This window comes from Verticiella sediminum (genome assembly GCF_007558815.1).
In the GTDB taxonomy this organism is placed as follows: domain Bacteria; phylum Pseudomonadota; class Gammaproteobacteria; order Burkholderiales; family Burkholderiaceae_B; genus Verticiella; species Verticiella sediminum.
In genome coordinates this window covers 88,444-111,452 of record NZ_VLTJ01000007.1, presented here as the reverse complement: position 1 = coordinate 111,452, position 23,009 = coordinate 88,444, and the positions used below count along the sequence as shown (strand labels likewise).

The window sequence follows — 23,009 nt, the reverse complement described above, 5'->3', positions numbered from 1 at the left end:
TGCCGCCACGAGCGGTTGCGGTCCAACCGCCGGAACCCGCCATGACCACATCTGCCTGCGGGGTCGACTTCGGTACTTCCAACTCCACTGTTGGCTGGTACCGGCCGGGTCAACCCAGTCTCCTCGAGCTCGAGGACGACAAGCCCACGCTGCCTTCGGCGATCTTCTTTCACGATGACGACGAGGAGGTGAGCTACGGCCGAGCCGCGCTCGCCGACTATCTGGCCGGCTACGACGGCCGCCTCATGCGTTCGATGAAGAGCCTGCTCGGCAGCTCGCTGATGGAAGGGCACACCGAGGTGCGTGGGCGGCCCATGCCGTTCCGGGTGCTGTTGACCGCCTACATCCGCGAACTGCGCGAACGCGCGCAGGCGAGCGCCGGGCGCAGCCTCGAGCGCGCCGTGTTCGGCCGCCCCGTCTTCTTCGTGGACGACGACGCCAAGGCCGACCAGCTCGCGCAGGACACCCTCGAAGCCATTGCGCGCGACGTCGGTTTTCGCGACGTCCTGTTCCAGTACGAGCCGCTGGCCGCCGCTTTCGACTACGAATCCCGCATCGACGCCGAAGCCCTGGTGCTGGTCGTGGACATCGGCGGGGGCACCTCCGACTTCTCGCTGATCCGCCTGGGCCCCGCGCGCGCCGGACGCGCCGAGCGCCGCGACGACATCCTCGCCAACGGCGGCGTGCACATCGGCGGCACGGATTTCGACAAGCAGTTCAACCTGTCCGCCATCATGCCCATGCTGGGCCTGGGCGGCGAGTTGACCAGCGGCAAGCAGGTGCCGGCCATGCCCTACATCCATCTGGCGAGCTGGCACACCATCAACAATGTCTATACACGCAAGATGCAGGACATGTTGAAGCAGATCCGGGCCGAGGCCGTGGACAAGGACAAGCTCGACCTGCTGCTCAGCCTGGTCGCCGCGCGGGCGGGCCATTGGCTGGCCTACCAGGTGGAGCAGGCGAAGATCTCGCTGTCCGACGCCGGCCAGGCCGAGGTCGACCTGTCGCGCCTGGCCAAGGGCCTCACCGCGAACCTCAGCCGCCAGGCCCTGGACCAGGCGATCGGCGGCCTGGTCGAGCGCGTCGATGGCGCCGTCGAGCGCATCCTTGTCGATGCCGGCCTGCGCGCCGCCGACGTCGACACCGTGTTCTTCACCGGCGGCTCCAGCCGCGTGCCCCTGCTGCGCCAGCGCATCGCCGCGCGCCTGCCCGAGGCGGCCCACGTCGAAGGCGACCTGTTCGGCAGCATCGGCTCGGGGCTTGCGCTGGACGCACAGCGGCGCCTGGGGTGACTCTGCGGCGCCGGCCCGGGCGCCGGGGCGGCCGTTCAGGCCGCAAGACTCACCGCAACGCCGCCAATTGCGATTCGAGCTGGGCGAGCGTCGGCGTGATGATCGGGATGAAGGCGGCTTCGCGCCAGCGCCGCGCGAAACCGGTGCCGTTGACTTCCTGGTAGGCGCGACTGCCGCCCGCCTGCAGTTCGAGCCAGGCGGCCTGCCGGACCTGATAGGCCAGGGCGATGCGCACGCGGAACAGGGCGGCCGGGCCGGTGGCGTAGGCGCCGCTGCGCAACCCGGCGAGCAATTCATCGTACAGGCTGCCCAGTTCGCGCTCGCACGCATCCAGCCCCTGGGCGACGGCGCCCGCCAGCGGGCCGGCGGCGCGCGCCGCCGCGATGCAGGCGCTCGCCAGCCCGAGCGACAGGCCGCATTGCAGGCCGATGAAAGCCGGGCGGAACGCCGGTAGCGCCGAGGCCAGGTCCTCGTGCAGAACGGCGTGCGCGTTTGCCGCCACGGCTTGCAGCGCCAATGCCGCGGTATGGCTGCCGCGCAGGCCGATGAGGTGGCCTTGGGGTTCGGCTCGCAGCCCCGTCGAAGGCCCGTCCACGGCGAAGACGGCGACGCCGCCATCCGGACGGGTGGCGCCCAGCATCACGCTGAAACCCGCGGGGCGGGCGTTGGTGGTCCAGGGCACGCGGCCGTCCAGGCGCCAGCCGCCGTCGTCCCGGCTGGCCTGCACCCGCATGGGCTCGAGGCCGCCCAGGCTCTTCATGGCATTGGACAGGCCGGGCGCGCCGGCGCGTGCGCCCGACAGCAGCGCGGGCAGGCGGGCCTCGCGAGCCTGCGCCTGGGGACTGCTCGCCACGATTTCGAGGCTGCCGCGCTGCGCCCAGTAGACGAAGGCCACGGTGAGCGACTGCGTGGCCAGCGCGACGACCGCGGCCAGCGCGTCCGTGATGTCGCCGCCCTGGCCGCCGGCCGCGCGCGGGATGCCCAGGCCCAGATAGCCCGCCTCGGCCAGGCGCGGCAGCACGTCGGTGGGGCGCGCGGAGGTGTTTGTGTGCACGCCCTGGTCGAGCGCATCGGCGCTGGCCGCCACCCAGGGCGGGACGGCATCGTGAACTTGCGCGAGCGGCATGGCGAAGGCTGGGCGCCCCATGAGCGGCATGGACGGAGTCTCCCGAGGGTTCTTCTTGTCATCGGCCATCGCGCGGCGCGCCACACCCGTCCCGTCGGGACATGCAGCGCGCCGGCCGGCGACAGCGGGCGTCATCGTAAACCAGGACGCCACCGTCCGGCCGCTTCCGGCGTGTTCAGGATGTCGGCACGGGCGCGGGCGCAGCCTGACCGCCGCCCGCCATGGCCGCCTCCACCAGGGGCTTGGCCCACTCCGGCGTACGCGCGAGATCGTCCACGGCGGTGGGCCAGCGCGGCCGGCCTTGCGCCATGTCGAGCAGCAGGCGCGGATCGGCCACGCCGGCGCCGGGCGCGGCATCCTGGCTGTTGTCGTAGACGTGCAGGCGGGCCAGACGCGGCATGAGGGCGATCAGGTTCAGGCGCGCGGCGTCGTAGCGTTCGCGTATCTTGTCGGCGGGAATGTCATGTCCGCCGGCCTGGACCCGGGCGCGCACGCGGGCGATGTGCCGCTCGGGCGTGTCCAGCCCGCAGAACCAGACCATCACGTCGTGGGTGCGGGAAGCGGCGGCGATCTTGCGCGCCACGGTGTTGCCGCCCAGGGTGGTCTCAAAGGCGTAGGTCTCGCCCGCGGCGAGGGCTGCGTCGAGCCTGCGCATGCCCTCCTGCCAGGCGGCCGCGTTGGCTTCGCCCTGGGTGCAGCCCGTCAGGGCGATCAGTTCGCGCGCATAGGTGTCGGGGTTGTACCAGGCCAACCCCTTGCGCGTGAGCAGGTGGCCGCCGATGGAACTCTTGCCGGCGCCGTTGACGCCGGCAAGCACATACAGCGCCGGGCGGGGCATCAGTACCCGCTACCGGCCTTGACTGCACCCTCGAGCGCGACCGGCTCGTCGAAGATGGAACGCAGCCGCTCGGCGGCGTCGTCCTGGCGCAGGACGGCCAGGCGCTCGTCGAAGCGGCTGCGCAGGGCATCCAGCCCGGAGGCAGCGCTTTCATGGGCGGCCTCCACGGCCGCCATGAGGGCCTTGTATTCGCGCATGGACAGCACGACGGCTTCGGGCGCGCTGTGGTTGGTGATGACGAGTTTACCCTGCTCGCTGACCCTGCGCATGACGCCGCGCCAGCCGTGCTTCTTGACATCCGAAGCCGCGGCGCGGGGCAGGGTATCGAATGGAGGGGACTGAAGGGCGGTGGTCATGGTGCCTCCTGGCGGGAGCGCGTCGGGTTCGCGGACAAGCCCATTTTACCCATATTGGCCAAAATAGCCAAAGGTATACGCCAGGCGTTCATGGTTCCCTCGCCGGCGCCGGCAGCGCAGCGCGGGCGACGGCCCGGCGCTGCGGCCGAAAACGCCAGCAGACCAAGAGACCATAGCCGAGCACCAGCCCGGCAAGCGTCCACAGTTCGCCCCGCACCTCATGCAGCGACACGCCCATCTGATTGAGGCGCACCATCAGGTTGATGCCCGGCACGATGGGAAGCGCCTGGGCGGCGGTGTGCAGTGCCGGCGGCGTCAGCACGTCGGGCCAGGACAGGTTGGCCAGGAAAAAGAGCGGGATCGAGGTGGCCGTCACATACTGGAAGGCGCGTTCGCGCGTGTCGAAGTAGCTGCCGACGAAGGTGCCGAAGAGCACCGTGGCCGCTACCAGCAAGGGCGCCGCCACGAGCAGCCCCGGCAGATTGCCGCCGCGCGGGTAATCCTGCACCCAGGCCGTGAAGCCCAGGTAGTACAGCATACCGCCCAGGCCGACGGTGGCGAACCCGGCCAGCATGCCGAGCAGCCGGCGCGGCGGCAGGCTCAGGCGACGGCCCGTGGCCTGCCGGCGCGTACCCAGCAGCACGCCGATGCCGATCAGCAAAGTCTGGTGCACGATGAGGATGGATACTCCTGGCACGATGCTGCTGCCATAGCCTTCGTGCGTATTGAAGAGCGGGCGTTGCACGAGTCGCACGGGAGGCTGCATGGGCGCGCCGAGGAACCTGGCCTGCGCGCCCGCCGCCTGCGCCGCGAAATCCCCGACGGCGGCGGCCAGCCCGGTCAGCGCCCAGCTTGCCCGCCCCAGGTAGGCGCCCTCGGCCAGCAGTACCAGCGGGCCCTGCTGGCCGCGCAGCACGTCGCGGGCGAAGTCGCGCGGGATGTAGAGCAAGGCGTCGGCCTCGCGCGCTTGCACGATGCGCCGGGCCGCGTCCAGGTCTGTGGCCTGGGCCACCACGCGCACCTCGCGCAGCGCCTGCACGCGGCGCAACAGGGCGCGGCTCAAGGCGCTGGCGTCCTGGTCCACCACCACGATCGGCAAGTCGCTGGCCACCTCGTGACGATAGGCCGAGGGATAGAAGAACGAGTACAGGATCACTGCACCGATCATGGTGACCACGGCATAGCGGTCGGTCACGATGGCCAGCAACGTTGCGCGCCAGGCGGCGAAGAAGCCGGCGCTCATGGCCGCGCTCCGGCGTCGGCGGGAATGCCATTCCCGCCTACTGCCTGCGGACGCCCCAGCGGCGCAAGCCGCCGGATACCGACCGCGCCGCACACTGCGGCGATCACCAGCAGCGTGCCCAGCGGGGCCAGGGAGACGGGCCAGGGCGAGCCGATCAGCATCTGCTGGCTCTGCACGTGCTCATAAGCCGTCAGCGGCAGCGCGGCGCTCCACGCCCGCACGAAGAGCGGCGCGCCGATGGTGGGAAACGTGGCGCCCGAGAAAGCGAGCGATGCGCCGATCGACAGGCCGACCAGCGACATGGCGCTGCCCATGTCGCGCAGCACCCCGGCGAAGAAGCAGGCCACCGCCGCGCAAGCCAGGTGCAACAGGAACTGGCCGGCGGCCAGCAAGGCGAGACTGCCGGCGATGCCGTGGCCGCGTATCCAGCCCACGTAGGCCAGGCTTGCGAGGCCATAGAGCGTGAAGAGCAGCACATAGGGCATCAGTTTGCCCAGGATCGCGCGCACCGGCGCCTTGCCGAGCCAGATCGCGCAGGTGCCGTCGCGGATCTCGCGGCCGAGTGCCGCCGCCATGGCCAGGGCCGACACCAGCGAGAGCAGGGCGGGCGCGATCAAGGGCAGCAGGAACAGCTCGTAGCTGCGCGCCGGATTGCCGAGAATGCCGCTCTGCACCACCACCGGCGCTGGACGCAGGCCCTGGGGGCCGCGCTGCGCGGCCATCGTCCGGGTCAGAAAGTGCGTGTTGAAGGCCGTCACGGCGTCGCCGATGTCGCGCGCAGCCGACTGGCCGGCCGTGAGATAGCTGCCGTTGTAGTAGTCGATCACGGTGACGCGCTCGCCGCGCCGCAGGGCCCGGCCGAAGTCGCGCGGCACCAGAACGGTGGCGTAGACGTCCAGGCGGCGCACGGCCGCGAAACCTTCCTCCGGGCTCGTCTCCTGGCGCGCAATGCGTACGCCTGGGCTTGCGTCGATCAGGCGCAGCAGTTCGCGGCTGTCCACGCTGTTGTCCTGGTCGACGACCGCGACGGGAATCTCGCGCATGACCGAGGGGCTGAGCAGCCAGGCCATGAGCACCAGCATGGCGATGGGCAGCAGCGTCACGAAGGCGAGATCCCAGCGCTCACGCGCCAGATGCCGGCACTCGCGCCGCCACGCCCGGCGAAAGCCCGCGCGCGCTGCCGCCGTCACCGCGTGGGCGGCCATGGATACAGCACGCTCATGCCTGGGCGCAGGCCGGCGATGGGCTCGACGGGCCGGGCGCGCACCTCGAAGCTGCGCACGTCGTAGCCCGAGGACTGCCGCGTAGCGCGCCAGGTCGCGTACTCGCCCGCCGGATTGATGAAATACACCTCGAACTCGGCCGAGCGGCCGGCGAGCGCCGGGATGGTGCCGCGCAGCCGACCGCCCATCCCGACGCCGCCCATGTCGTCCTCGCGCAAATAGAAAGCCACCCAGGGGTGGTCCACATCGACGATGGTGAAGACGGGAAACCCTGCCGGCACCAGTTCGCCCACATCGGCCATGCGCTTGCTGACCTCGCCGGCCTGCGGGGATCGGCCGCGGGTCTCCTCGCGCGCGGCCTCGACCTCGGCCAGCGCGCCCTCGGCCTGACGCACCTGGGCCTGGGCCGCGGCTTTGTCCTCCAGCCGCGCGCCGGCAAGCGCCTGGTCGTACTGGGCGCGCGCGGCGTTCGCCAGCTCGTCGGAACTGCGTGCCTGGGCCAGGGCTTCGTCGCGCTTCTGGCGGGTGAGCACGCCTTCGCGATAGAGATTGTCGACGCGGCGATAGGTGGCCCGGGCGAGTTCGGCGCCGGCCACGGCACGCTTCCAGTTGGCCTGCGCGGCGCGGATGTCCTCGCTGCGCGCACCTTCATCGGCTTTGTCGGCGACGGCCTGCGCGGCGGCGACGGCGGCGCGGGCCTGGGATGCCTTGGCCGCCACCTCCGGGCTGTCCAGCTCGAACAGGATCTGCCCGGCATCGACCCGTGCGCCTTCGCGCACCGCCAGGCTGGCCACGCGGGCCGTGATCTTGGCGGCGACGTTCACCGAGTCGGCATCGACCATGCCTTGTACCTGTCCCGGGGCCGGCCGGCTGGCGAGCCACAGCCCGGCCGCGATGACGGCGACCAGCAACAGCCCGAGCAGCAGCGCGGCAAGACGGCGCGCGCGGGACGGGGGTGACGGCGAGGGTGCCGAAGCCGGCGTGTCGGTGGTGGACGGCGCGGGTTCAATCATGGGCAAGGGTCTGGTCGGCGCGGCGGCGGAACTCGTCGTAGCGATGCATCTGCCCGCTCACTTCGAGCAACATGGCGAGCGCGACGTCGTATTGATAGGCGGCCTGGGCGCGCTCGACCCGAGCACCGCCCAGGGCCAGCCTGGCATCGATCACATCGAGCGACGTGGCCTGGCCTTCGCGGTAGGAAAGCTCCTGCAGGCGCAGGTTTTCCTGGGCCTGGGCGATGCTGCTGCCGAGCAGGCGGTATTGTTCGCGCGCGGTGTCGAGTTCGTACCATGCCTTGCGCACGCCGAGCACCACCTGGTTCTCGGCCTCGCGTATGCCGGCTTCTGCGCGCTGTAGCTGCGCGCGCGCCGCACTCACCTGGCGCGGCCTGTCCTGCGGCGAAAGCAGGGTGTAGCGCATACCGATGCCGACTGCCCAGTCCGCATCGTCCAGCAACTGGTCGCGGCGACGCAGATCGTATTGTCCGAACAGATAGACCTGCGGCTTGAGCTTGGCCTGCTGCACCGCCACGCCTTGCTCGGCCTGCGCCGCCGTTGCGCGCAGGGCGTTGAGTTGCGGGTGCAGGGCGCGCGCCGCGTCTTCGAATTCGACGAGCCGGCCGGGAGGGCGATGGTTGACGAACAAGGGGGAGAGGGTCGGCACGACCTTCTCGCTGCGCAGCAAGGTGGCCAGCGCCGTCTGCAGGATGGCCAGGTCGTTGACGGCTTTCTGGTATTCGCGCGCCGCCTTGTCGCGCGCTACCGTCGCCTGCAGGCGCTGCGCGCGCGTGGCGAAACCCTCGCGCTCGAGCTTGGCGGCGTCGGACAGATGGCGCTCCAGGCCCGCCAGGGTGTCCTTGCGGATACCGGCGGCCATTTCGGCGAGCTGCTGGCCGAAATAGGCTTGCACCAATTGTACCGACAATGACTGCCGCTCTGACTCCCGTTCGGCGCTCGCCTGGTCCGTCGCGGCGGCTGCGGCGCGCTGCGCCGCGGGGATCTGCCCGCCGGTATAGAGAGGCAGCACGGCGGATACGACGGGCCGCGTGCGCCAGTCCTCGTACTTGCGCGAGAGCGGGCCCTGAATGCCGAATTCCTGTGCGAGCGGCTCGAGCGGGCCCAGTGGCACCTCGATGGTCTTCTGGAAATTCAGCCGCCGCACCTCGGCCGTGATCTCGGGCAGCCGCAGGTAGCGCGTAGCGTCCTGCAGATCCTGGCGCTGACGCACAGCGGCATCGGCGGCGGCGAGCGCATCGGACACCTGTTCCAGACGCCGTTGCGCTTCGTCGAAACTCAGGGCAGGCGAGGCCAGCGCCACACTGGCCGGCGCAAGAGCCAGGAGGCATGCGCACAACCGCCGCCGGGCCTGCAGGTATCGCGATGCCTTCCCGATTCCCCCCACGGCAGCTTCCTGTTTCGATCGACAACCAAGTGTTGCATCGTGCCCAGGGGTGCGCAATCCAGCGTCCCGGTATTGTTGCCCTCAGGCAACGTCACATCGAGCGGCATGCAGGCCGCGAGGTGGACGAGACTGACGCTTGGCGCGTGCTCAGAGATCCAGGGTCGCGACCACCGGCGCGTGGTCCGAGGGCTGGTCGTTGCGCCGCGGCTCCTTGTCGATCGCGCAGGCGGTGCACGCATCGCGCAGCGGCGGCGAGAGCAGGATGTGATCGATGCGCAGGCCGGCATTGCGCCGGAAGGCGAGCTGCCGGTAGTCCCACCAACTGAACGACTTCTCGGGCTGCTCGAACAGGCGAAACGCGTCGGACAGGCCGAGCTCGATCAGCGCGCGCAGCGCCGCGCGCTCCGGTTCGGACACCAGGACCTGGCCCTCCCATTTGGCCGGATCGTGCACGTCGCGGTCATCGGGCGCGACATTGAAGTCGCCCAGCAGCGCCAGCCGGGGGTAGCGCTGCAGTTCGGCCGCGACATGCTCGCGCAGCGCCGCATACCAAGCCAGCTTGTAGGGGTATTTCTCGCTGTCCAGCGACTGCCCGTTCGGGCAGTACGCGCTGATCACGCGCACCTCTCCCGCCGGGCTGTCCAGCGTCACCGAGATCAGGCGCTGGTGGGTGTCGTCGAAACCCGGCATGTTGCGCACCACGTCACGGACGGGCGCACGGCTCAGTACGGCCACGCCGTTGTAGGTCTTCTGCCCCGTGAACGCGGCGTGATAGCCGGCCTCCTCGATGGCGGCCAGCGGGAATTTGTCGTCGGTGAGCTTGAGTTCCTGCAGGCACAGCGCGTCCACCGGGTTGGCGGCCAGCCAGTCCAGGGTCTGGTTGAGGCGGATTTTCAGGGAATTGACGTTCCAGGTGGCGATTTTCATGAAGCGAATAACGTGTTGATTCTTATGTACTTATGAATTCTATGCGAGTTTGCCGGCCGCCTGGACGATCGCCTTGCCGCATTCGACGCCATCCTGCGTTCGCTTCACGTTCCACATCCCACAAACAACGACGCCGCAGCAAGCTGCGGCGTCGCGCCAGGTCAATGTGGTCCGGGACGTCAGTCCGCAGCGCTGTTGCTGCGCTTGGCAAGGGTTCCATCGAACAACTGGAACGTGTCGTTGCCGAGGTAGGTTGCCGGGCGCCCGTGCAGATCGCAGTACTGGCTGCTCGCCAGGTCCAGGTGATCCAGGGGAGTGACGGGCTTGGGTCGTACGAACAGCGTCACCAGATTACTCTTTCGATCGACAGCGAGGAATGTTGATATAGACACGATGAGCCCTCTCCTCCAGATGGTTCGCACAGAGCACTTAGCAAGCATCGTGCCTGGTCGAACGGCGTCCGGCTGCTACCGGGCGCGCAACGTTCGGCTGGCACTGCCGCGAGGGTGCCAACCGGGCTGTAGACGGACAAGGACATGAACGAATGGCTGCAGCGCCATGCGCGCAACACCCACGGCCGGGATATCGCGGTCGGCGATATCCACGGCCATTTCAGCGCATTGCGCACCGAACTGGAGCGTATCGGCTTCGATCCCAAGCGCGACAGGCTGTTCAGCGTGGGCGATCTGGTGGACCGGGGGCCGGAATCCGCCCAGGTGCTGACCTGGCTCGAGCGGCCCTGGCTGCACGCGGTGCGCGGCAACCACGAGGATATGGCCCTGCGCTACGCGCAAGGCAACCCGATGGACCGCGAGAACTATCGCGCCAACGGCGGCGGCTGGTTCATCGACGCAGCACCGGTATTGCGTGCGAAGGTGGCCGCCGCCCTGGCACGCCTGCCCTGGGCCATCGAGCTGCAAACCGAAGCCGGCCCGGTCGGCCTGATCCATGCCGACTGTCCGGGCGGCGACTGGGGGCGCTTGCCCGAGCGCCTGGAGACGGGCCGATCGGCCCGCGCGCTGGCCCTGTGGGATCGCACCCGCATCACCGAGGGCGACACGCGGCCGGTGGCCGGGCTGCGCGCACTGGTGGTCGGCCATAGCCCGCTCGCCGACATCCGCGTGCTCGGCAATGTGCATCACATCGATACCGGCGGCTGGCTGCCGGACGGCCACTTCACACTGCTCGACCTGGCCACGCTGGCACCGGCCGAACCGCTAGCGCAGCGACGCGCCCGGCCGCTGCGCTAGCCCGACGAAGACGAAGATCCAGATAAATGGACGTGCCAGTCGCATGCTTGGAGCGTTCGACGGCACCGGGGCCCCATTCGCGCTCGGCAGCGCCGATCATCCGGTCTACCCGGCTCACCGAGGATGGCGCGCAAAGCGCGGCGGTGTAGAGGCTGGACGCGGACCGACTCAGGGCGTCACGCGCAGGCCGGCACAGCCTCCAGCGCGCACCGCAGCTCCGCATCCCAGCGCTGCGCCAGCGCATCGACCGAGGCGAGCGCCCGGTGCAGCGAGGCGTCCAGCGCCTGGCCGCCGAACTCCTGGTGCTCGACGGCGACGTGCGCGAAATCGGTCACGCCGATGAAGCCCAAGGCCGTCGTGAGAGAGCTTTCCAGATGGTTCATGGCAGCGTGCTCGCCGCCCGGGTCCATACCATGGCCGCCGCGTGCGACCAGGCTTGCCGCGCGGATGCGGCGCGGCGCGAGCAGCGGGACGTAGGGATCGGCGCGCTCGGGCACGAAGTCCATCGTGACACCGATGCGCACGACGTTGTCCACCCAGGCCTTGAGGCCCGCCGGCATGCCGAAGTTGTAGAGCGGCGAGCCGATGACGAGCAGATCGGCCTGCGCCAGCTCGGCGGCCAGGGCGTCGCTCTCGCGCAGTGCGGCGCGCATGGCCGGCGTACGCTGCGCCACGGGCGTATAGGCTGCGGCGATCCAGTCGTGCGTGACGGCCGCGGGCGGCGTCAGCCCGACCTCCCGGTGCACGATGACATCGCCCGGCCGTCGCAGGCGCCAGCGCGAGGCGAAATGGTGCGTGAGCCGGCGGGAATAGGCGCCATGGGCGTCGATACCGCCCAGGCCTGGGCGAGCGCTGGCGTCGACGATGAGTAGGTTGGCCATGGTGTTCTCCATGCATGGTTGAGAAGGATTCATGTCGTGCTTGACGACAGAGACCAATCTATCGAACCATTCATTGCTGGACAAACGATGATTTCTCGTCGTCATGGCAAAAGAAAATTCATCCATGAAACGCCGGCGCCTGCCGTCGCTGGTTGCGCTGCGCGCGTTCGAGGCGGTGGTGCGCCTGGGCAGCGCGCGCGACGCCGCGGCCGAGCTGTCGGTCACGCCCACGGCGATCAGCCACCAGATCCGCCTGCTCGAAGAGGAGCTCGGCACCGAGCTCTTCGTGCGCCGGCCGCGGCAACTGCTGCCCACGGCGCAGGCCAGGGCTCTCGCGCAGGCGCTGGAATCGGCCTTCGATACCGTGCACGACGCCGTGGCGCAGGCGCGCAGGCCTGCCACGCGCGCTTGCCTGACGGTGTCCACCACACCTGCCATTGCCGTGCGATGCCTGATGCCGGCCCTGGAACAACTGCGTGCGAGCGCGGCTTGGCTGGATGTCAGGGTCCACGCCACCCACGAGCCGGTGGCGCTGGACGGCCTGACGGCCGACGTGGCCATCCGCTATGGCCTCGGGCCTTGGCCCGGACTGCGCCAGGAACCCTTGTTCACCAATGTATTCGCGCCCGTGTGCAGCCCGCGGCTGGGGCTGAGCCGCGCCGCGGACCTGGTCGGCCAGACCCTGCTGCACTTCGAACCCTATCGGGGCCGCAGCCTGCCCATGGACTGGCGTACCTGGCAGGCCCAGGCGCGCGTGCCCGGCCTGGATCTGGAGGCCGGCCCCACCTTCACCGACGAGACGCACATCATCGGTGCGGTCATGGCGGGGCAGGGTGTCGCGCTGATGAGCCTGCCGCTGATCGCGCGCGAACTGGCCGAGGGCAGCTTGCACCAGCCCTTCGGACCCGCCTTGCGCGCGCCGCCGTTCCAGTTGGTCTATCCCGCCGAGCGGGCCGACGAGCCCGCGGTGGCCGCGGTGTGCGCCTGGATACGCGCCTGCGTGCCGCCGCCTCAGGTTGCCTTGGGCAGCGGCCGGCTGCGCAGCGCGCGCTGAAAGCAGTATTGGCCAATGGCCGCCATCACCGCCAGGGTAGTGGCGGCAGCCAGCGAGGGGCTGGGGCCGATGCCGGCCAGCACGGTGCTCAATGCGCCCACGCCCATCTGGATCGACCCGTACAGCCCGGAGGCCGAGCCCACGACGCGCGGATTGACGCCGATCGCCTGGGTCAGCGCCGCGGGCGACGCGATGCCCGCGCCCAGAGTGAAGCCATAGACCAGCAGCAGCGTGAGCCAGACCGACATGCCGTGCGCCAGCACGCTGACGAGCAGGGTGATGGCGACGAGCACGCTGAGCGCGTTGCCGGCGAGCAACAGCCGCCGCAGGGGAATCCGGCCAAAGGCGCGGCTGGCGATCAGGCTGCCGGTGGCCGAGCCCAGGACCACGACGGCCAGGTACAGCCCGACCTCCGAGCTGGAGCGGTGCAGCTCGTGCGTGAAGATGAATGGCGCGGCCGACACGAAGGCATAGATCGAGGTCGTCGCGCAGGCCCCGCCGATGGTGTAGTACAGGAACTGCGGGGTGCGCAGCAGTTCGCCATAGTGCCGGCCCACGGCCCGGAAACTCGTGGCGCCGCCCGCCGATGTCTCGGGCAGCAGGCGCCAGGCGAGCACCGTATTGAAGATACCCAGCCCGCACAGCACGACGAAGATGGAGCGCCAGCCGACGTATTCGGCCAGAATGCCGCCGAGCAGCGGGGCCAGGCCCGGGCCGAGCGTGATCATGAGAGTCATCAGGGCGAGCCGGCGCACGGCCTGGTCGGGCGCCGAGGTGTCGCGCACGATGGCGCGGCCGAGCACCAGGCCCGCGCAGCCGCCCAGCGCCTGGAACAGCCGGGCGCCGATCAAGGCGTGCGCATCCGGCGCCAGCATGGCGGCAAACCCGCCCACGGTGTAGATCCCCAGGCCGACCATCAACGTGCCTTTGCGGCCGTAGCGGTCGGACAGGGGGCCGTAGATCAACTGCCCCAGCGCCAGCCCCAGGATGTAGACGCTGAGCGTCATCTGCATCGTGCTCTGGGACACGCCAAGCTCGCGTGCCGCCGAGGGCAGCGCGGGCACGAAGATGTGCATGGCGAGCGTGCCGCTCAGCGTGATGAGCGCGAGCAGCCAGAGCGGCACGGCGGGGCGGACGGCCGTCGCGTTCATGGCCGCGCCGCCTCGCCGATGTCGTCGGCGTCGCTCAGCCTGGCGCAGATGCGCGCAAGCACGTGCTCGGCGGTGGCCAGGTCCTCGGCGGCGATGCCGGCCGTTGCCTTCTCCAGGACGTCGGCCGCGCTCGCGGTGACCTGCTCGACCATGGCCAGCCCGGCGGGCGTCAGCACGATGGCCCTGGCGCGCCGATCGTCGGGCAGGCCCTTGCGTTCGATCAGGCCCGCGGCTGCGAGCGCATCGAGCACACGCACCACGGCGGAGTTGTCGAGCCCGAGCGCCTGGGCGAGTTCCTTCTGGCGCAGCGCCTCGGGCGCGCGCGCGAGCTGCAACAGGGGGCGCCAGGTGGCCTGCGTGAGGCCATAGGGTTGGAGACGTTGATCGACGGCGCGCCGCCACAGCCGGGCGGCCAGCCCGATGCGGGCACCCAGCGCATGCCCGTCCGGGGCAGGGCTGGTGGGTGGGATGGTGTTCATGAGGGCATCAATGATACATCAATTGATGACATATCATCAATTGCATTGGAAACTTTCATGTCGGGCCAGGCAGAAGAGGCCCAGGTCGCGCAGGCCCGGCAGGCTGGCGCCGAGGCGAGCCCGCGCAGACGCCCGGCGGGCCGGTCTCAGTGCGGCCGCGGCACCCAGCGATAGAACACGGCGGCCGCGACCAGCCCCATGCAGCCGATCACGCTGATCCCCGCGGCCAGCGACACCAGCGAGGTCATGGCGGCCAGCAGCGCGGGCCCGCCGCTGGTGCCCAGGTCGGACATCAGCCGCCACACCCCCAGGAACTGCGTGCGCCCCTGCGCGGGCGAGGCATCGGCGGCGAGCGTCATGACGATGCCCGAACCGATCCCGTTGCCAAAGCCCAGCACCAGGCAGACGAGCACGAACGCGATCGGCGCATGCGTCCATGGAATGGCGATCAGGGCCAGCCCCATCAGCACCGAGCTGGGCACCGCCACCCACAGCCGACCGTGCTGGTCCATGACCTTGCCGGCCGGGTAGAACACCGACATGTCGATCGCCGCGACCAGCCCGTAGACGAGCGAAATGGTCGTGGGTTCGAGCCCGAGCTGCTCGGCCCAGAGCGGTACGACGACCTGGCGCGATGCGCGCAGCACGCTCACCAGCAGCACACCGACGCCCAGCGTGGCGAAGACGTGCCGGTGCGCGCGCATGACGTCCACGATGCGTATCCGGGGACGGACGGGGGCGGGGCCGTCGCGCGGCTCGACGCCCAGATCGGGCGAGGCCCAGGCGATGAACCCGGCGCCCGCCATGGCGACGGCCGCCACCGCGTAGGCCCCCGAGAGCCCGAAGGCGTGGATGAAGGCGGCTCCCGCGAACGGGCCCACGAAGACCCCGATGCGCGTGGTGCCGCCCAGCGTGGACAAGGCGCGCGCGCGCATGCTCAGCGGCACCGCTTCGGTCAGATAGGTCTGGCGCGCCAGCAGGAATACCGCCGAGCCCGCGCCCACGAGCAGCACGCAGGCGCCGAGCGACCACACGCCCGGCGACAGGATGCAGCCGATCAGCGCGAGCGTGCTCAGCACACCGGCGAGGATCATGGCGCGCCGCTCGCCGATGCGTGCAGCCAGCATTGCCGCGGGGATGTTGCCGAGCAGCGAGCCGATGCCGACCAGGGCGGCGACGAAGCCGGACAAGGCCAGCGACGCGCCATGATCGCGCGCGCTCAACGCGAGCACCGGCAGGATGGCGCCATTGGCGGCGCCGTAGAGCAGGGAAGGGCCGAACGCCGGAACGGCGATGCGGCGCAGGCTGAAGGTGTCGTCGTCTGTCACGATGGTACGTGCCCGGCGGACGGGCGGCAGGGCGCGCGGCCAGCAGCGCCCCACACCCGTCGGACGACGGGCAGCGGGAGGGGCCAACGGGACCGGTGCATCATGAAGGGGGGAAGGGCAGCGGCCAGCCACGGAGCTGGCCGGCGCGCGGGTGAAAGGGCGATTATGCCACCGCCACGCCGGGGAATGCCGTTTGCTCCGAGGGCGGTCGAAGCCGCCATCCGCACCGGAGCCCCTGCATGTCCCGGCACAGCGACGCCGGCCGCCGCTGCGCCGAGCTGTGTGGAACAATGGCGGCCTGATCCATCCGGAAAGCCGCCGCATGTCCCTGCCTGCCCGCATCGTCCAGCACCGATTCAGCGTTCTCACGCCCGGCCGCGGGTTCACGGAAATATCGCGCGAAGTGGCGCGTTGCGTCGCCGAGGCGGGCATGCAGGCGGGAACCGCGCACGTCTACACGCACCACACGAGCTGTTCGCTCATCATCACCGAGAATGCCGCACCCGAGGTGCGCCACGACCTCGAACGGTATATCGCGCGCCTGGTTCCCGATGGCGATCCGGCCTACCGGCACGACGACGAAGGCCCGGACGACATGCCCGCGCACATCCGCGCGGTGCTGACCAGCGCGAGCGCGACCGTGCCCATCGTGGCCGGCGCGCTGGCCCTGGGCACCTGGCAGGGGATCTACCTCTGGGAGCATCGCACGCACGGGCACCGGCGCCAGCTCACGATCACGCTGACCGGCGCTTGAAGAAGGGCCCGGCGCGCGCCCTCGCGGCCGGGCCGCACGACAGTCGCGCGAACACGGCGCAAGCCCGCCGGCGGGCCGTTCCTCCGGGTGTCTCCCGGCGGGCGCGGCATGGGAGACACCGCATGGCCGGCCTCTATTTCGAAGACTACAAGCCCGGCATGGTGATCAACTCAGCGAAGGACAGCGGGCCATCGTCGATGCCGCAGAGAAGATCTGCGCCGACTTCCCGCTCGAGTACTGGCGGGCAAGGGACAGGAACCACGAGTTCCCGCACGAGTTCTTCGAGGCCGTCGCCAGCGGCGGGTGGCTGGGCATCTGCATGCCCGGGGACGTGGGCGGCGATACCCGGGCGGTGCGGCGCATGGCGGTTCGGCCCGGGTCGAACGTGCCGCGGCCCAGGGGCGGGAACCTCGGCATGACGGCCGGTCGGGCCGGCCGGTGCTCGCGTTAGACCAGTTTGACGAGCTGCTTGCCGAAGTTCCGGCCTTTGAGCAGGCCGATGAAGGCGTCCGGCGCGCTGGCCAGGCCCTCGGCCACGGTCTCGCGGTACTTGATGCGGCCGCCGCCGACGTGTCCGCCCAGCTCCTTCAGGCCTTCGGGCCAGAGGTCCAGGTGATCGGAGACGATGAAGCCTTCCATCTTGAAGCGGGCCACCAGGAACATGGCGGGGTTCAGGATGGCGCTGCGGGCCGGCTCGTCGGGCTTGTTGTCGTAATCGGAGATCAGGCCGCACACGGCCACGCGGGCGAAGGTGTTCAGGCGCGCCATCACGGCATTGAGCACGTCGCCGCCGACGTTCTCGAAGTAGCCGTCGACCCCGTCCGGCGTGGCGGCACGCACCAGCCGGGCCAGTTCGCGCAGGTCCTTGGCCTGCTTGTAGTCCACGCAGGCGTCGAAGCCGAGTTCGTCGACGACGTACGCGCACTTCTCGGGGCCGCCGGCGATGCCGACCGCACGCATGCCGTCGATCTTGGCGAGCTGCCCGACCACGCTGCCCACGGCGCCGCTGGCCGCGCTGACCACGATGGTCTCGCTGGCCCGCTTGGGCGCGATGATCTTGCGATAGCCGTACCAGGCGGTCATGCCGGGCATGCCGACCGGGCCCAGGTAGGCCGACATGGGGATGCGGCTGGTATCCACCTTCTGCAGGGCCGCGCCCTTGGCCACGCCGTATTCGGTCCAGCCGAGATTGCCGACCACGTGCTCGCCCGGCTCGAAGCCGGCGTGGCGGGACGCCACCACCTCGCCGACCGTGCCGCCGACCATGGTCTCGCCCAGCGGCTGCGGCTGGGCGTACGAGCGCGACTCGTTCATGCGCCCGCGCATATAGGGGTCCAGCGACAGGTAGTGCACCTTCACGAGCACCTCGCCTTCGGCGGGCGCCGGTACGTCGACGGTTTCGAGGCGGAAATTGTCCGGGCTGACGTGGCCGTCCGGCCGCGAGGCAAGCACAATGCGCTGCGCACGTTGAGCTGTCATGGGTATCTCCTGAGTGGGTGGCGGTGCGCGGCCCGGCGGCAACTTACGCCGGCCGCGCCTGAAACGCTGTTCGGGTCAGGCGGCCACTTCGATCACGACCTTGCCCGTGACCTTGCGGTTCATCATGTCGTTGAGCGCCTGCGCGCCCTGCGCGAGCGGGTAGTGCGCCGAGATGTGCGGGCGCAGCTTGCCTTCGGCGACCAGGGCGAACATGTCCTTGACGTCCTGCGCGAAACGCTGCGGCTCGCGCTGCGTATAGCTGCCCCAGAACACGCCGACGATCGACGCCCCCTTGAGCAGCGCCAGGTTGAAGGGCAGGCGGGGGATCTCGCCGTTGGCGAAGCCGATCACCAGGTAGCGGCCGCGCCAGCCGATGCTGCGAAAGGCCGGCTCGGCATACTCGCCGCCGACGGGGTCGTAGATGATGTCCGGGCCCTTGTCGCCGGTGAGGGCCTTGAGGCGCTCGCGCAGGTCTTCGCTGGCGTAGTTGATGGTCTCGTCCGCGCCGTTGTCGCGGCAGATCTGCAGCTTTTCCTCGGTCGAGGCGGCGGCGATCACGCGCGCGCCCAGCGCCTTGGCGATCTGGATGGCGGAGATGCCCACGCCACCGGAAGCGCCCAGCACCAGCACGGTTTCGCCGGCCCTGAGCTCGGCACGATCCTTCAGCGCGTGCCAGGAGGTGCCGTAGGTGAGCAGGAAGGCGGCCGCGGTATCGAAGCCCACGCCTTCAGGCACCGGAATGGCGCGCGCGGCCGGTAGCCTGACCTTTTCGGCGAAGGCGCCGGAGGTGCACAGGCCGAGGACGCGGTCGCCGGCCTTCAGATGCTTGACGTTCTCGCCCACGGCCGAGACGATGCCCGCCATCTCGCCGCCCGGCGCGAACGGCAGCTCGGGCTTGAACTGGTACTTGTTCTGGATGATGAGCACGTCCGGGAAGTTCACGCCCGCGGCCTTGACGTCGACGACGATCTCGTCGGCCTTGGGTTGCGGATCGGCCACTTCTTCCAGGACGAGGGTGTCGGGCAGGCCGTACTGCTTGCACAAAAGCGCTTTCATGGGACGTGGTTCCTCCAGTTATATGCCGCGGGGATGGACGCTGCGCGTCCATTCCGACTTTTCTAAACGTCCCGGCGAGTGTAGCAGCGCCGTCAGGCTTCGGCCATCCCGCTATGGCGCAGCAGAGCGGCGATGTCCGGCTTGCGGCCGCGGAAGGCGACGAAGGAATCCAGCGCGCAGCGGCTGCCGCCCACGGCCAGGATCTCCTTGCGAAAACGCGCGCCCACTTCCGGCAGCAGCCGGGTGTGCCCGGCGCCGGCCGCCTCCTCGAACGCGGCGAAGGCGTCGGCCGACAGCACCTCGGCCCACTTGTAGCTGTAGTAGCCGGCGCCATAGCCGCCCGCGAAGATGTGCGAGAAGCTGTGCGGCGAGCGGTGCCAGTCCGGCGGCACCAGCACGGCCACCTCGTCGCGCACCGAGCGCAGGATCTGCATCACGGCGCCGATGTTGGCCACATCCTTGTTCTGGTGCAGCAGCATGTCGAACAGTGCGAACTCGATCTGCCGCACCGTGCCCAGGCCGCTCTGGAAGTTGCGCGCCGCCAGCATGCGGCCGTGCAGCTCGCGCGGCAGCGCTTCGCCCGTCTGGACGTGGGCCGAGAGCCGCTGCAGCACGTCGTACTCCCAGCAGAAGTTCTCCATGAACTGCGAGGGCAGCTCGATGGCGTCCCACTCCACACTGCCGAAGGGCGATGCGCCGGGTTCGTCGACCTCGGAGAGCAGGGCGTGCAGCGCGTGGCCCATCTCGTGGAACAGGGTGATGACGTCGTCGTGCGTGAGCAGCGAGGGCTGCTCGGCCGAGGGCGGCGTGAAGTTGCAGGTCAGGAACACCACGGGCGTCTGCAGCCCGCGCGCCGTGCGCCGGCGGTTGCGGTCCAGGTCCACCCAGGCGCCGCCCTGCTTGCCGGTGCGCGCGAAGAGGTCGAGATACAGGTGGCCGGCGAGCGCGCCGTCGGCATCCTCGACGCGGATGACTTCGACGTCCTTGTGCCAGACCGAGGCGTCGCGCGCGTGCGCCATGCGCACGCCGAACAGCGCCTGGACCACGTCGAAAAGGCCGGCGACCACCCGCGGCTGCGGGAAGTAGCGCTTGACCTCGTCCTCGGAGTAGTCGTAGCGCTTGGTGCGCAGGCGTTCCGAGACGTAGGCCACGTCCCACGGGTGCAGTTCCTGCAGGCCGAGTTCGTCGCGCGCGAAGGCGCGGACTTCGTCCAGGTCCCGGACGGCGTAGGCCTTGGCGCGCGCGGCCAGATCGCACAGGAAGTCGAGCACCTGCGCCGGCGACTCGGCCATGCGCGTCTGCAACTGCTGCTCGGCGAAATGCGCGAAGCCGAGCATGCCGGCTTCCTCCGCGCGCAGCGTGAGCAGGCGCTCGATCAGGCCGGAGTTGTCGTAGTCGGGGCTTTGCGCCGTGTCGGATGCGCGCGTGCCGTAGGCCTTGTACAGCCGGGCGCGCAGCTCGCCGCTGTGCGCGTACTGCATCACCGGGATGTAGCAGGGCGCCTGCAGCGTGAGCTTGCAGCCCGGCTTGCCGTCGGCCTGCGCCGCCGCCCGGCCCGCGGCGATCACATCGTCCGGTATGCCGGCCAGTTCGGTGTCGTCCTCCACGTAGAGGGCGTAGCCGTCGGTGGCGTCGAGCACGTTCTCGGAGAACTTCTGCGAAACCGCCGCCTGCTCTTCGGAGAGCTCGGCGAAGCGCTCGCGCTGCGGCTGCGGCAACTCCACGCCCGAAAGGCGGAAATCACGCAGGGCGAGTTCGATGATGCGCTGGCGCGTGGGCGAGAGGGCGGCGAAGCCGGCATCCTCGCGCAGACGCTTGTACTGGCGGTACAGGCCTTCGTGCAGGCCGACCCAGGTGGAGAATTCGGTGACTTTCGGCAGGGCCGCGTTGTAGGCGGCGCGCAGCTCGGGGGTGTTGACCACGGCGTTCAGGTGGCCGACGGCGGACCAGGCGCGCCACAGCGGTTCGCCGGCATCGTCGATGGCGTCGATCACGGCTTCCCAGGTCGCGGGCGTGGCGGGGTCCGCGGCCTTCTCGATCGCGGCGCGCGCCCGGGCCAGCAGGGTGTCGATGGCGGGCTCGACGTGTTCCGGACGGATGGCGGCGAAATCCTGCAGTTCGCCGATGTTCAGCAAGGGATTGGTCATAGGGGTAGGGGTTGCTTTCCGGGATGTCGATGGGAGCCAGATGGGGACGGGCCGCACGCATGCAAGCCGCGTGCTCGGCGAGTACTCCAGCTTACGCCGGCGCGCCGCCTGCGAGCCGTGCGGCGGGGGGCTCGCGCAAGGACGGCAAGCCCGGTCGGCTCCCGCCGCGCAACGCACGGCGGGCATGGCGGCAAGGCGCCGTCGCCAGGCGCGGCCTCAGGCGCGCGCGCCCAGCTTGCGTTCGGCCGCTTCCAGTGTATTGATGAGCAGCATGGCGATCGTCATGGGGCCGACGCCGCCGGGCACGGGGGTGATCGCACCGGCCACTTCCTTGGCGCCGGCGAAATCCACGTCGCCGCAGAGCTTGCCGTCGGCGCCCCGGTTGATGCCGACGTCGATCACCACCGCGCCCGGCTTGACCATGTCGCCGGTGACCATGCCCGGCTTGCCGGTGGCCACCACGAGCACGTCGGCGCGGCGCGTGTACGCGGCGAGCTCGCGCGTCTTGGAGTTGCACAGCGTGACCGTGGCGCCGGCCTGCAGCAGCAGCATGGCCATGGGCTTGCCGACGATGTTGCTCGCGCCCACCACGACCGCCTCGGCGCCGCGCAAGGGCACCTCGGCGCTCTCGAGCATCTTCATCACACCGTAGGGGGTGCAGGGGATGAACAGCGGCTGGCCGGTCATCAGCATGCCGGCGTTGGAAACGTGAAAGCCGTCGACATCCTTCTCGGGCGCGATGGCCTCGATGACCGTGTGCGAGGAAAGATGCTTGGGCAGCGGTAGCTGGACCAGGATGCCGTGGATGCTGTCGTCGGCGTTCAGCGCCTGCACGCGGGCGAGCAGTTGCTCTTCGGTGAGGTCGGCCGGCAGTTGCTCCAGCACGGAATGAAAACCCGCTTCCTCGCAGGCCTTGACCTTGTTGCGCACGTACACCTGCGACGCCGGGTCGGCCCCGACCAGCAGCACGGCCAGCCCGGGACGCACACCGTGCTCCTTCAGGAGCGCAGCGGCGCGCTCGGCGGCCTGGGTGCGGAGGGAACGGGCGAGTTCGGTCCCGTTGATGATACGTGCGGTCATGCTGGTGAATCCATGGCGGAGAGTGAACGGGGCGCCCGGCGGCTCGGAGCCGCGGGCGGTCAGGTGCATATGATAGCGGGGACGTATCGCAGGGCCCAGAATGCGGGCGTGAAAGGGGCGGTTCAATACGCACACCCCAGCACGCTACCTGTGAGGTTACTTAGCGCGGGGGTAAGCGCGCGCCCGCGCGGCCGCCCGGAGGGCGCGCGCCGCCTCCCTGCAAGGGAGGTGGCCACGCCAGCGGCCGGAGGGTGGCATCTTCGCGCGCCGCCTCCCCTCAGGGGAGGTGCCCGCGCCGCGGGCGGAGGAGGTCAACACCTAACTTTCCGCCTTGCTCAGCGCCACTTTCATGAGGTCCGCCACGGTGGCGACCTGGAGCTTCTCCATGATGTTGGCGCGGTGCGCCTCGACGGTCTTGATGCTGATGCCCAGGTCGTCGGCGATCTGCTTGTTCAGGCGGCCGGCGACAATGCGCTCGAGCACCTGCTGCTCGCGCGAGGTGAGGCGGGCGAGCATGGCCTCGCGGTCACGTCGGCTTGCGGCGGCCTGGGCCTGTTCGCGCGCCTTCTCGAACATGTTGCCGACGATGTCGCGCAGGTCGGCGTCGTTGAAGGGCTTCTCGAGGAAATCCACCGCGCCCTTCTTGATGGTGGACACGGCCATGGGCACGTCGCCGTGGCCGGTGATGAACACCGTAGGCAGGGGAAGCTGGCGCGCGATCAGGTGCTCCTGCAGCTCAAGCCCGCTCATGCCGGGCATGCGCACGTCGACGATCAGCACGCCGACACTGGCTGGATCGTACGCGGCAAGAAAGGCTTCGGCGCTGTCGTAGGCCCGCACGCGATAGCCGTTGGCCTCCAGCAGCCAGCGCAGCGAATCGCGGACCGCCTCGTCGTCGTCGACGATGTAGACGATGTTCGACGGGGACGTGTTTCTCATCAT

General features: G+C 69.9%; 22 protein-coding genes and 1 pseudogene. 5 read left to right on the top strand and 18 right to left on the bottom strand.

The genetic code is table 11. The annotated features are described in order from the left end of the window. The first annotated feature begins 41 nt into the window (after positions 1 to 41). On the top strand, positions 42 to 1,295 hold the full coding sequence (locus FOZ76_RS03865) for an Hsp70 family protein (RefSeq protein WP_143946819.1): 1,254 nt from the start codon (positions 42 to 44) through the stop codon (positions 1,293 to 1,295). A 49-nt stretch (positions 1,296 to 1,344) separates the two neighbouring features. Here FOZ76_RS03865 and FOZ76_RS03860 read toward each other — a convergent pair whose 3' ends face one another. The 9 genes from FOZ76_RS03860 to FOZ76_RS27390 all read right to left on the bottom strand — a co-directional run bounded on the left by FOZ76_RS03860 (position 1,345) and on the right by FOZ76_RS27390 (position 9,755). After that, positions 1,345 to 2,451, bottom strand: coding sequence for an acyl-CoA dehydrogenase family protein (locus FOZ76_RS03860; protein WP_170235282.1), 1,107 nt, complete (start codon positions 2,449 to 2,451; stop codon positions 1,345 to 1,347). Between the two features lie 145 nt (positions 2,452 to 2,596). After that, positions 2,597 to 3,259, bottom strand: coding sequence for an ATPase (locus FOZ76_RS03855; RefSeq protein WP_143946817.1), 663 nt, complete (start codon positions 3,257 to 3,259; stop codon positions 2,597 to 2,599). Continuing rightward, entirely contained in the window at positions 3,259 to 3,615 is a 357-nt protein-coding gene (locus tag FOZ76_RS03850) for a type II toxin-antitoxin system prevent-host-death family antitoxin (protein ID WP_143946816.1), read from the bottom strand. Before FOZ76_RS03850 ends, FOZ76_RS03855 begins: the two co-directional genes overlap by 1 nt. 88 nt (positions 3,616 to 3,703) lie before the next feature. Then, positions 3,704 to 4,858 (bottom strand): ABC transporter permease, encoded by a 1,155-nt coding sequence (locus tag FOZ76_RS03845; protein ID WP_143946815.1) that lies wholly within the window; start codon positions 4,856 to 4,858, stop codon positions 3,704 to 3,706. Beyond that, on the bottom strand, positions 4,855 to 6,063 hold the full coding sequence (locus tag FOZ76_RS03840; protein WP_143946814.1) for an ABC transporter permease: 1,209 nt from the start codon (positions 6,061 to 6,063) through the stop codon (positions 4,855 to 4,857). The genes FOZ76_RS03845 and FOZ76_RS03840 overlap by 4 nt, the downstream gene beginning before the upstream one ends. Beyond that, positions 6,045 to 7,094: an HlyD family secretion protein gene (locus tag FOZ76_RS03835; RefSeq protein WP_143946813.1), complete on the bottom strand. Its 1,050-nt coding sequence runs from the start codon at positions 7,092 to 7,094 to the stop codon at positions 6,045 to 6,047. The genes FOZ76_RS03840 and FOZ76_RS03835 overlap by 19 nt, the downstream gene beginning before the upstream one ends. After that, positions 7,087 to 8,433, bottom strand: coding sequence for a TolC family protein (locus tag FOZ76_RS03830; RefSeq protein ID WP_211365995.1), 1,347 nt, complete (start codon positions 8,431 to 8,433; stop codon positions 7,087 to 7,089). The genes FOZ76_RS03835 and FOZ76_RS03830 overlap by 8 nt, the downstream gene beginning before the upstream one ends. A 195-nt stretch (positions 8,434 to 8,628) precedes the next feature. Beyond that, positions 8,629 to 9,408, bottom strand: a complete 780-nt coding sequence (xth, locus tag FOZ76_RS03825; RefSeq protein ID WP_143946811.1) for an exodeoxyribonuclease III — start codon at positions 9,406 to 9,408, stop codon at positions 8,629 to 8,631. 179 nt (positions 9,409 to 9,587) lie between these two features. Then, positions 9,588 to 9,755: a hypothetical protein gene (locus FOZ76_RS27390; RefSeq protein ID WP_170235281.1), complete on the bottom strand. Its 168-nt coding sequence runs from the start codon at positions 9,753 to 9,755 to the stop codon at positions 9,588 to 9,590. Positions 9,756 to 9,944: 189 nt separating this feature from the next. Here FOZ76_RS27390 and FOZ76_RS03820 point away from each other — a divergent pair, with 189 nt between their 5' ends. Beyond that, the gene (locus FOZ76_RS03820) at positions 9,945 to 10,658 is read left to right on the top strand and encodes a metallophosphoesterase (RefSeq protein ID WP_143946810.1); all 714 of its coding nucleotides are present in this window, start codon (positions 9,945 to 9,947) and stop codon (positions 10,656 to 10,658) included. A gap of 176 nt (positions 10,659 to 10,834) precedes the next feature. Here FOZ76_RS03820 and FOZ76_RS03815 read toward each other — a convergent pair whose 3' ends face one another. Further along, entirely contained in the window at positions 10,835 to 11,539 is a 705-nt protein-coding gene (locus FOZ76_RS03815; protein ID WP_143946809.1) for an FMN-dependent NADH-azoreductase, read from the bottom strand. Positions 11,540 to 11,663: 124 nt separating this feature from the next. Here FOZ76_RS03815 and FOZ76_RS03810 point away from each other — a divergent pair, with 124 nt between their 5' ends. Then, positions 11,664 to 12,593, top strand: a complete 930-nt coding sequence (locus FOZ76_RS03810; RefSeq protein ID WP_143946808.1) for a LysR substrate-binding domain-containing protein — start codon at positions 11,664 to 11,666, stop codon at positions 12,591 to 12,593. Here FOZ76_RS03810 and FOZ76_RS03805 read toward each other — a convergent pair. The 3 genes from FOZ76_RS03805 to FOZ76_RS03795 form a co-directional block, all read right to left on the bottom strand. Continuing rightward, entirely contained in the window at positions 12,551 to 13,744 is a 1,194-nt protein-coding gene (locus FOZ76_RS03805) for a multidrug effflux MFS transporter (RefSeq protein ID WP_143946807.1), read from the bottom strand. The two genes, FOZ76_RS03810 and FOZ76_RS03805, sit on opposite strands and share 43 nt — an antisense overlap. Then, the gene (locus FOZ76_RS03800; RefSeq protein ID WP_143946806.1) at positions 13,741 to 14,223 is read right to left on the bottom strand and encodes a MarR family winged helix-turn-helix transcriptional regulator; all 483 of its coding nucleotides are present in this window, start codon (positions 14,221 to 14,223) and stop codon (positions 13,741 to 13,743) included. The genes FOZ76_RS03805 and FOZ76_RS03800 overlap by 4 nt, the downstream gene beginning before the upstream one ends. Before the next feature lie 146 nt (positions 14,224 to 14,369). Further along, positions 14,370 to 15,551, bottom strand: a complete 1,182-nt coding sequence (locus FOZ76_RS03795) for an MFS transporter (protein WP_143946805.1) — start codon at positions 15,549 to 15,551, stop codon at positions 14,370 to 14,372. A 322-nt stretch (positions 15,552 to 15,873) separates the two neighbouring features. Here FOZ76_RS03795 and FOZ76_RS03790 point away from each other — a divergent pair, with 322 nt between their 5' ends. Both FOZ76_RS03790 and FOZ76_RS27845 read left to right on the top strand, forming a co-directional pair. Beyond that, positions 15,874 to 16,305 carry a secondary thiamine-phosphate synthase enzyme YjbQ gene (locus FOZ76_RS03790; protein WP_143946804.1) on the top strand — a complete coding sequence of 144 codons (432 nt, stop codon included), beginning with the start codon at positions 15,874 to 15,876 and terminating at the stop codon, positions 16,303 to 16,305. A gap of 184 nt (positions 16,306 to 16,489) precedes the next feature. Then, positions 16,490 to 16,756: pseudogene (locus FOZ76_RS27845) on the top strand (acyl-CoA dehydrogenase family protein); the annotation flags it as partial. On the opposite strand, the gene FOZ76_RS03780 reads toward FOZ76_RS27845, so the two are convergent. The 5 genes from FOZ76_RS03780 to FOZ76_RS03760 all read right to left on the bottom strand — a co-directional run bounded on the left by FOZ76_RS03780 (position 16,753) and on the right by FOZ76_RS03760 (position 23,006). Next, positions 16,753 to 17,784 carry an NADP-dependent oxidoreductase gene (locus FOZ76_RS03780; protein WP_143946803.1) on the bottom strand — a complete coding sequence of 344 codons (1,032 nt, stop codon included), beginning with the start codon at positions 17,782 to 17,784 and terminating at the stop codon, positions 16,753 to 16,755. The pseudogene FOZ76_RS27845 and the gene FOZ76_RS03780 overlap by 4 nt on opposite strands. A gap of 75 nt (positions 17,785 to 17,859) precedes the next feature. Beyond that, a complete protein-coding gene (locus FOZ76_RS03775) occupies positions 17,860 to 18,840 on the bottom strand; it encodes an NADPH:quinone oxidoreductase family protein (RefSeq protein WP_143946802.1) in 981 nt (326 codons plus the stop codon). A gap of 92 nt (positions 18,841 to 18,932) precedes the next feature. Then, positions 18,933 to 20,987, bottom strand: coding sequence for a M3 family metallopeptidase (locus FOZ76_RS03770; RefSeq protein ID WP_143946801.1), 2,055 nt, complete (start codon positions 20,985 to 20,987; stop codon positions 18,933 to 18,935). Between the two features lie 216 nt (positions 20,988 to 21,203). Then, positions 21,204 to 22,067: a bifunctional methylenetetrahydrofolate dehydrogenase/methenyltetrahydrofolate cyclohydrolase FolD gene (gene folD / locus FOZ76_RS03765; protein ID WP_143946800.1), complete on the bottom strand. Its 864-nt coding sequence runs from the start codon at positions 22,065 to 22,067 to the stop codon at positions 21,204 to 21,206. A gap of 318 nt (positions 22,068 to 22,385) precedes the next feature. Then, positions 22,386 to 23,006, bottom strand: a complete 621-nt coding sequence (locus FOZ76_RS03760; RefSeq protein ID WP_143947053.1) for a response regulator transcription factor — start codon at positions 23,004 to 23,006, stop codon at positions 22,386 to 22,388. Positions 23,007 to 23,009 lie beyond the last annotated feature (3 nt).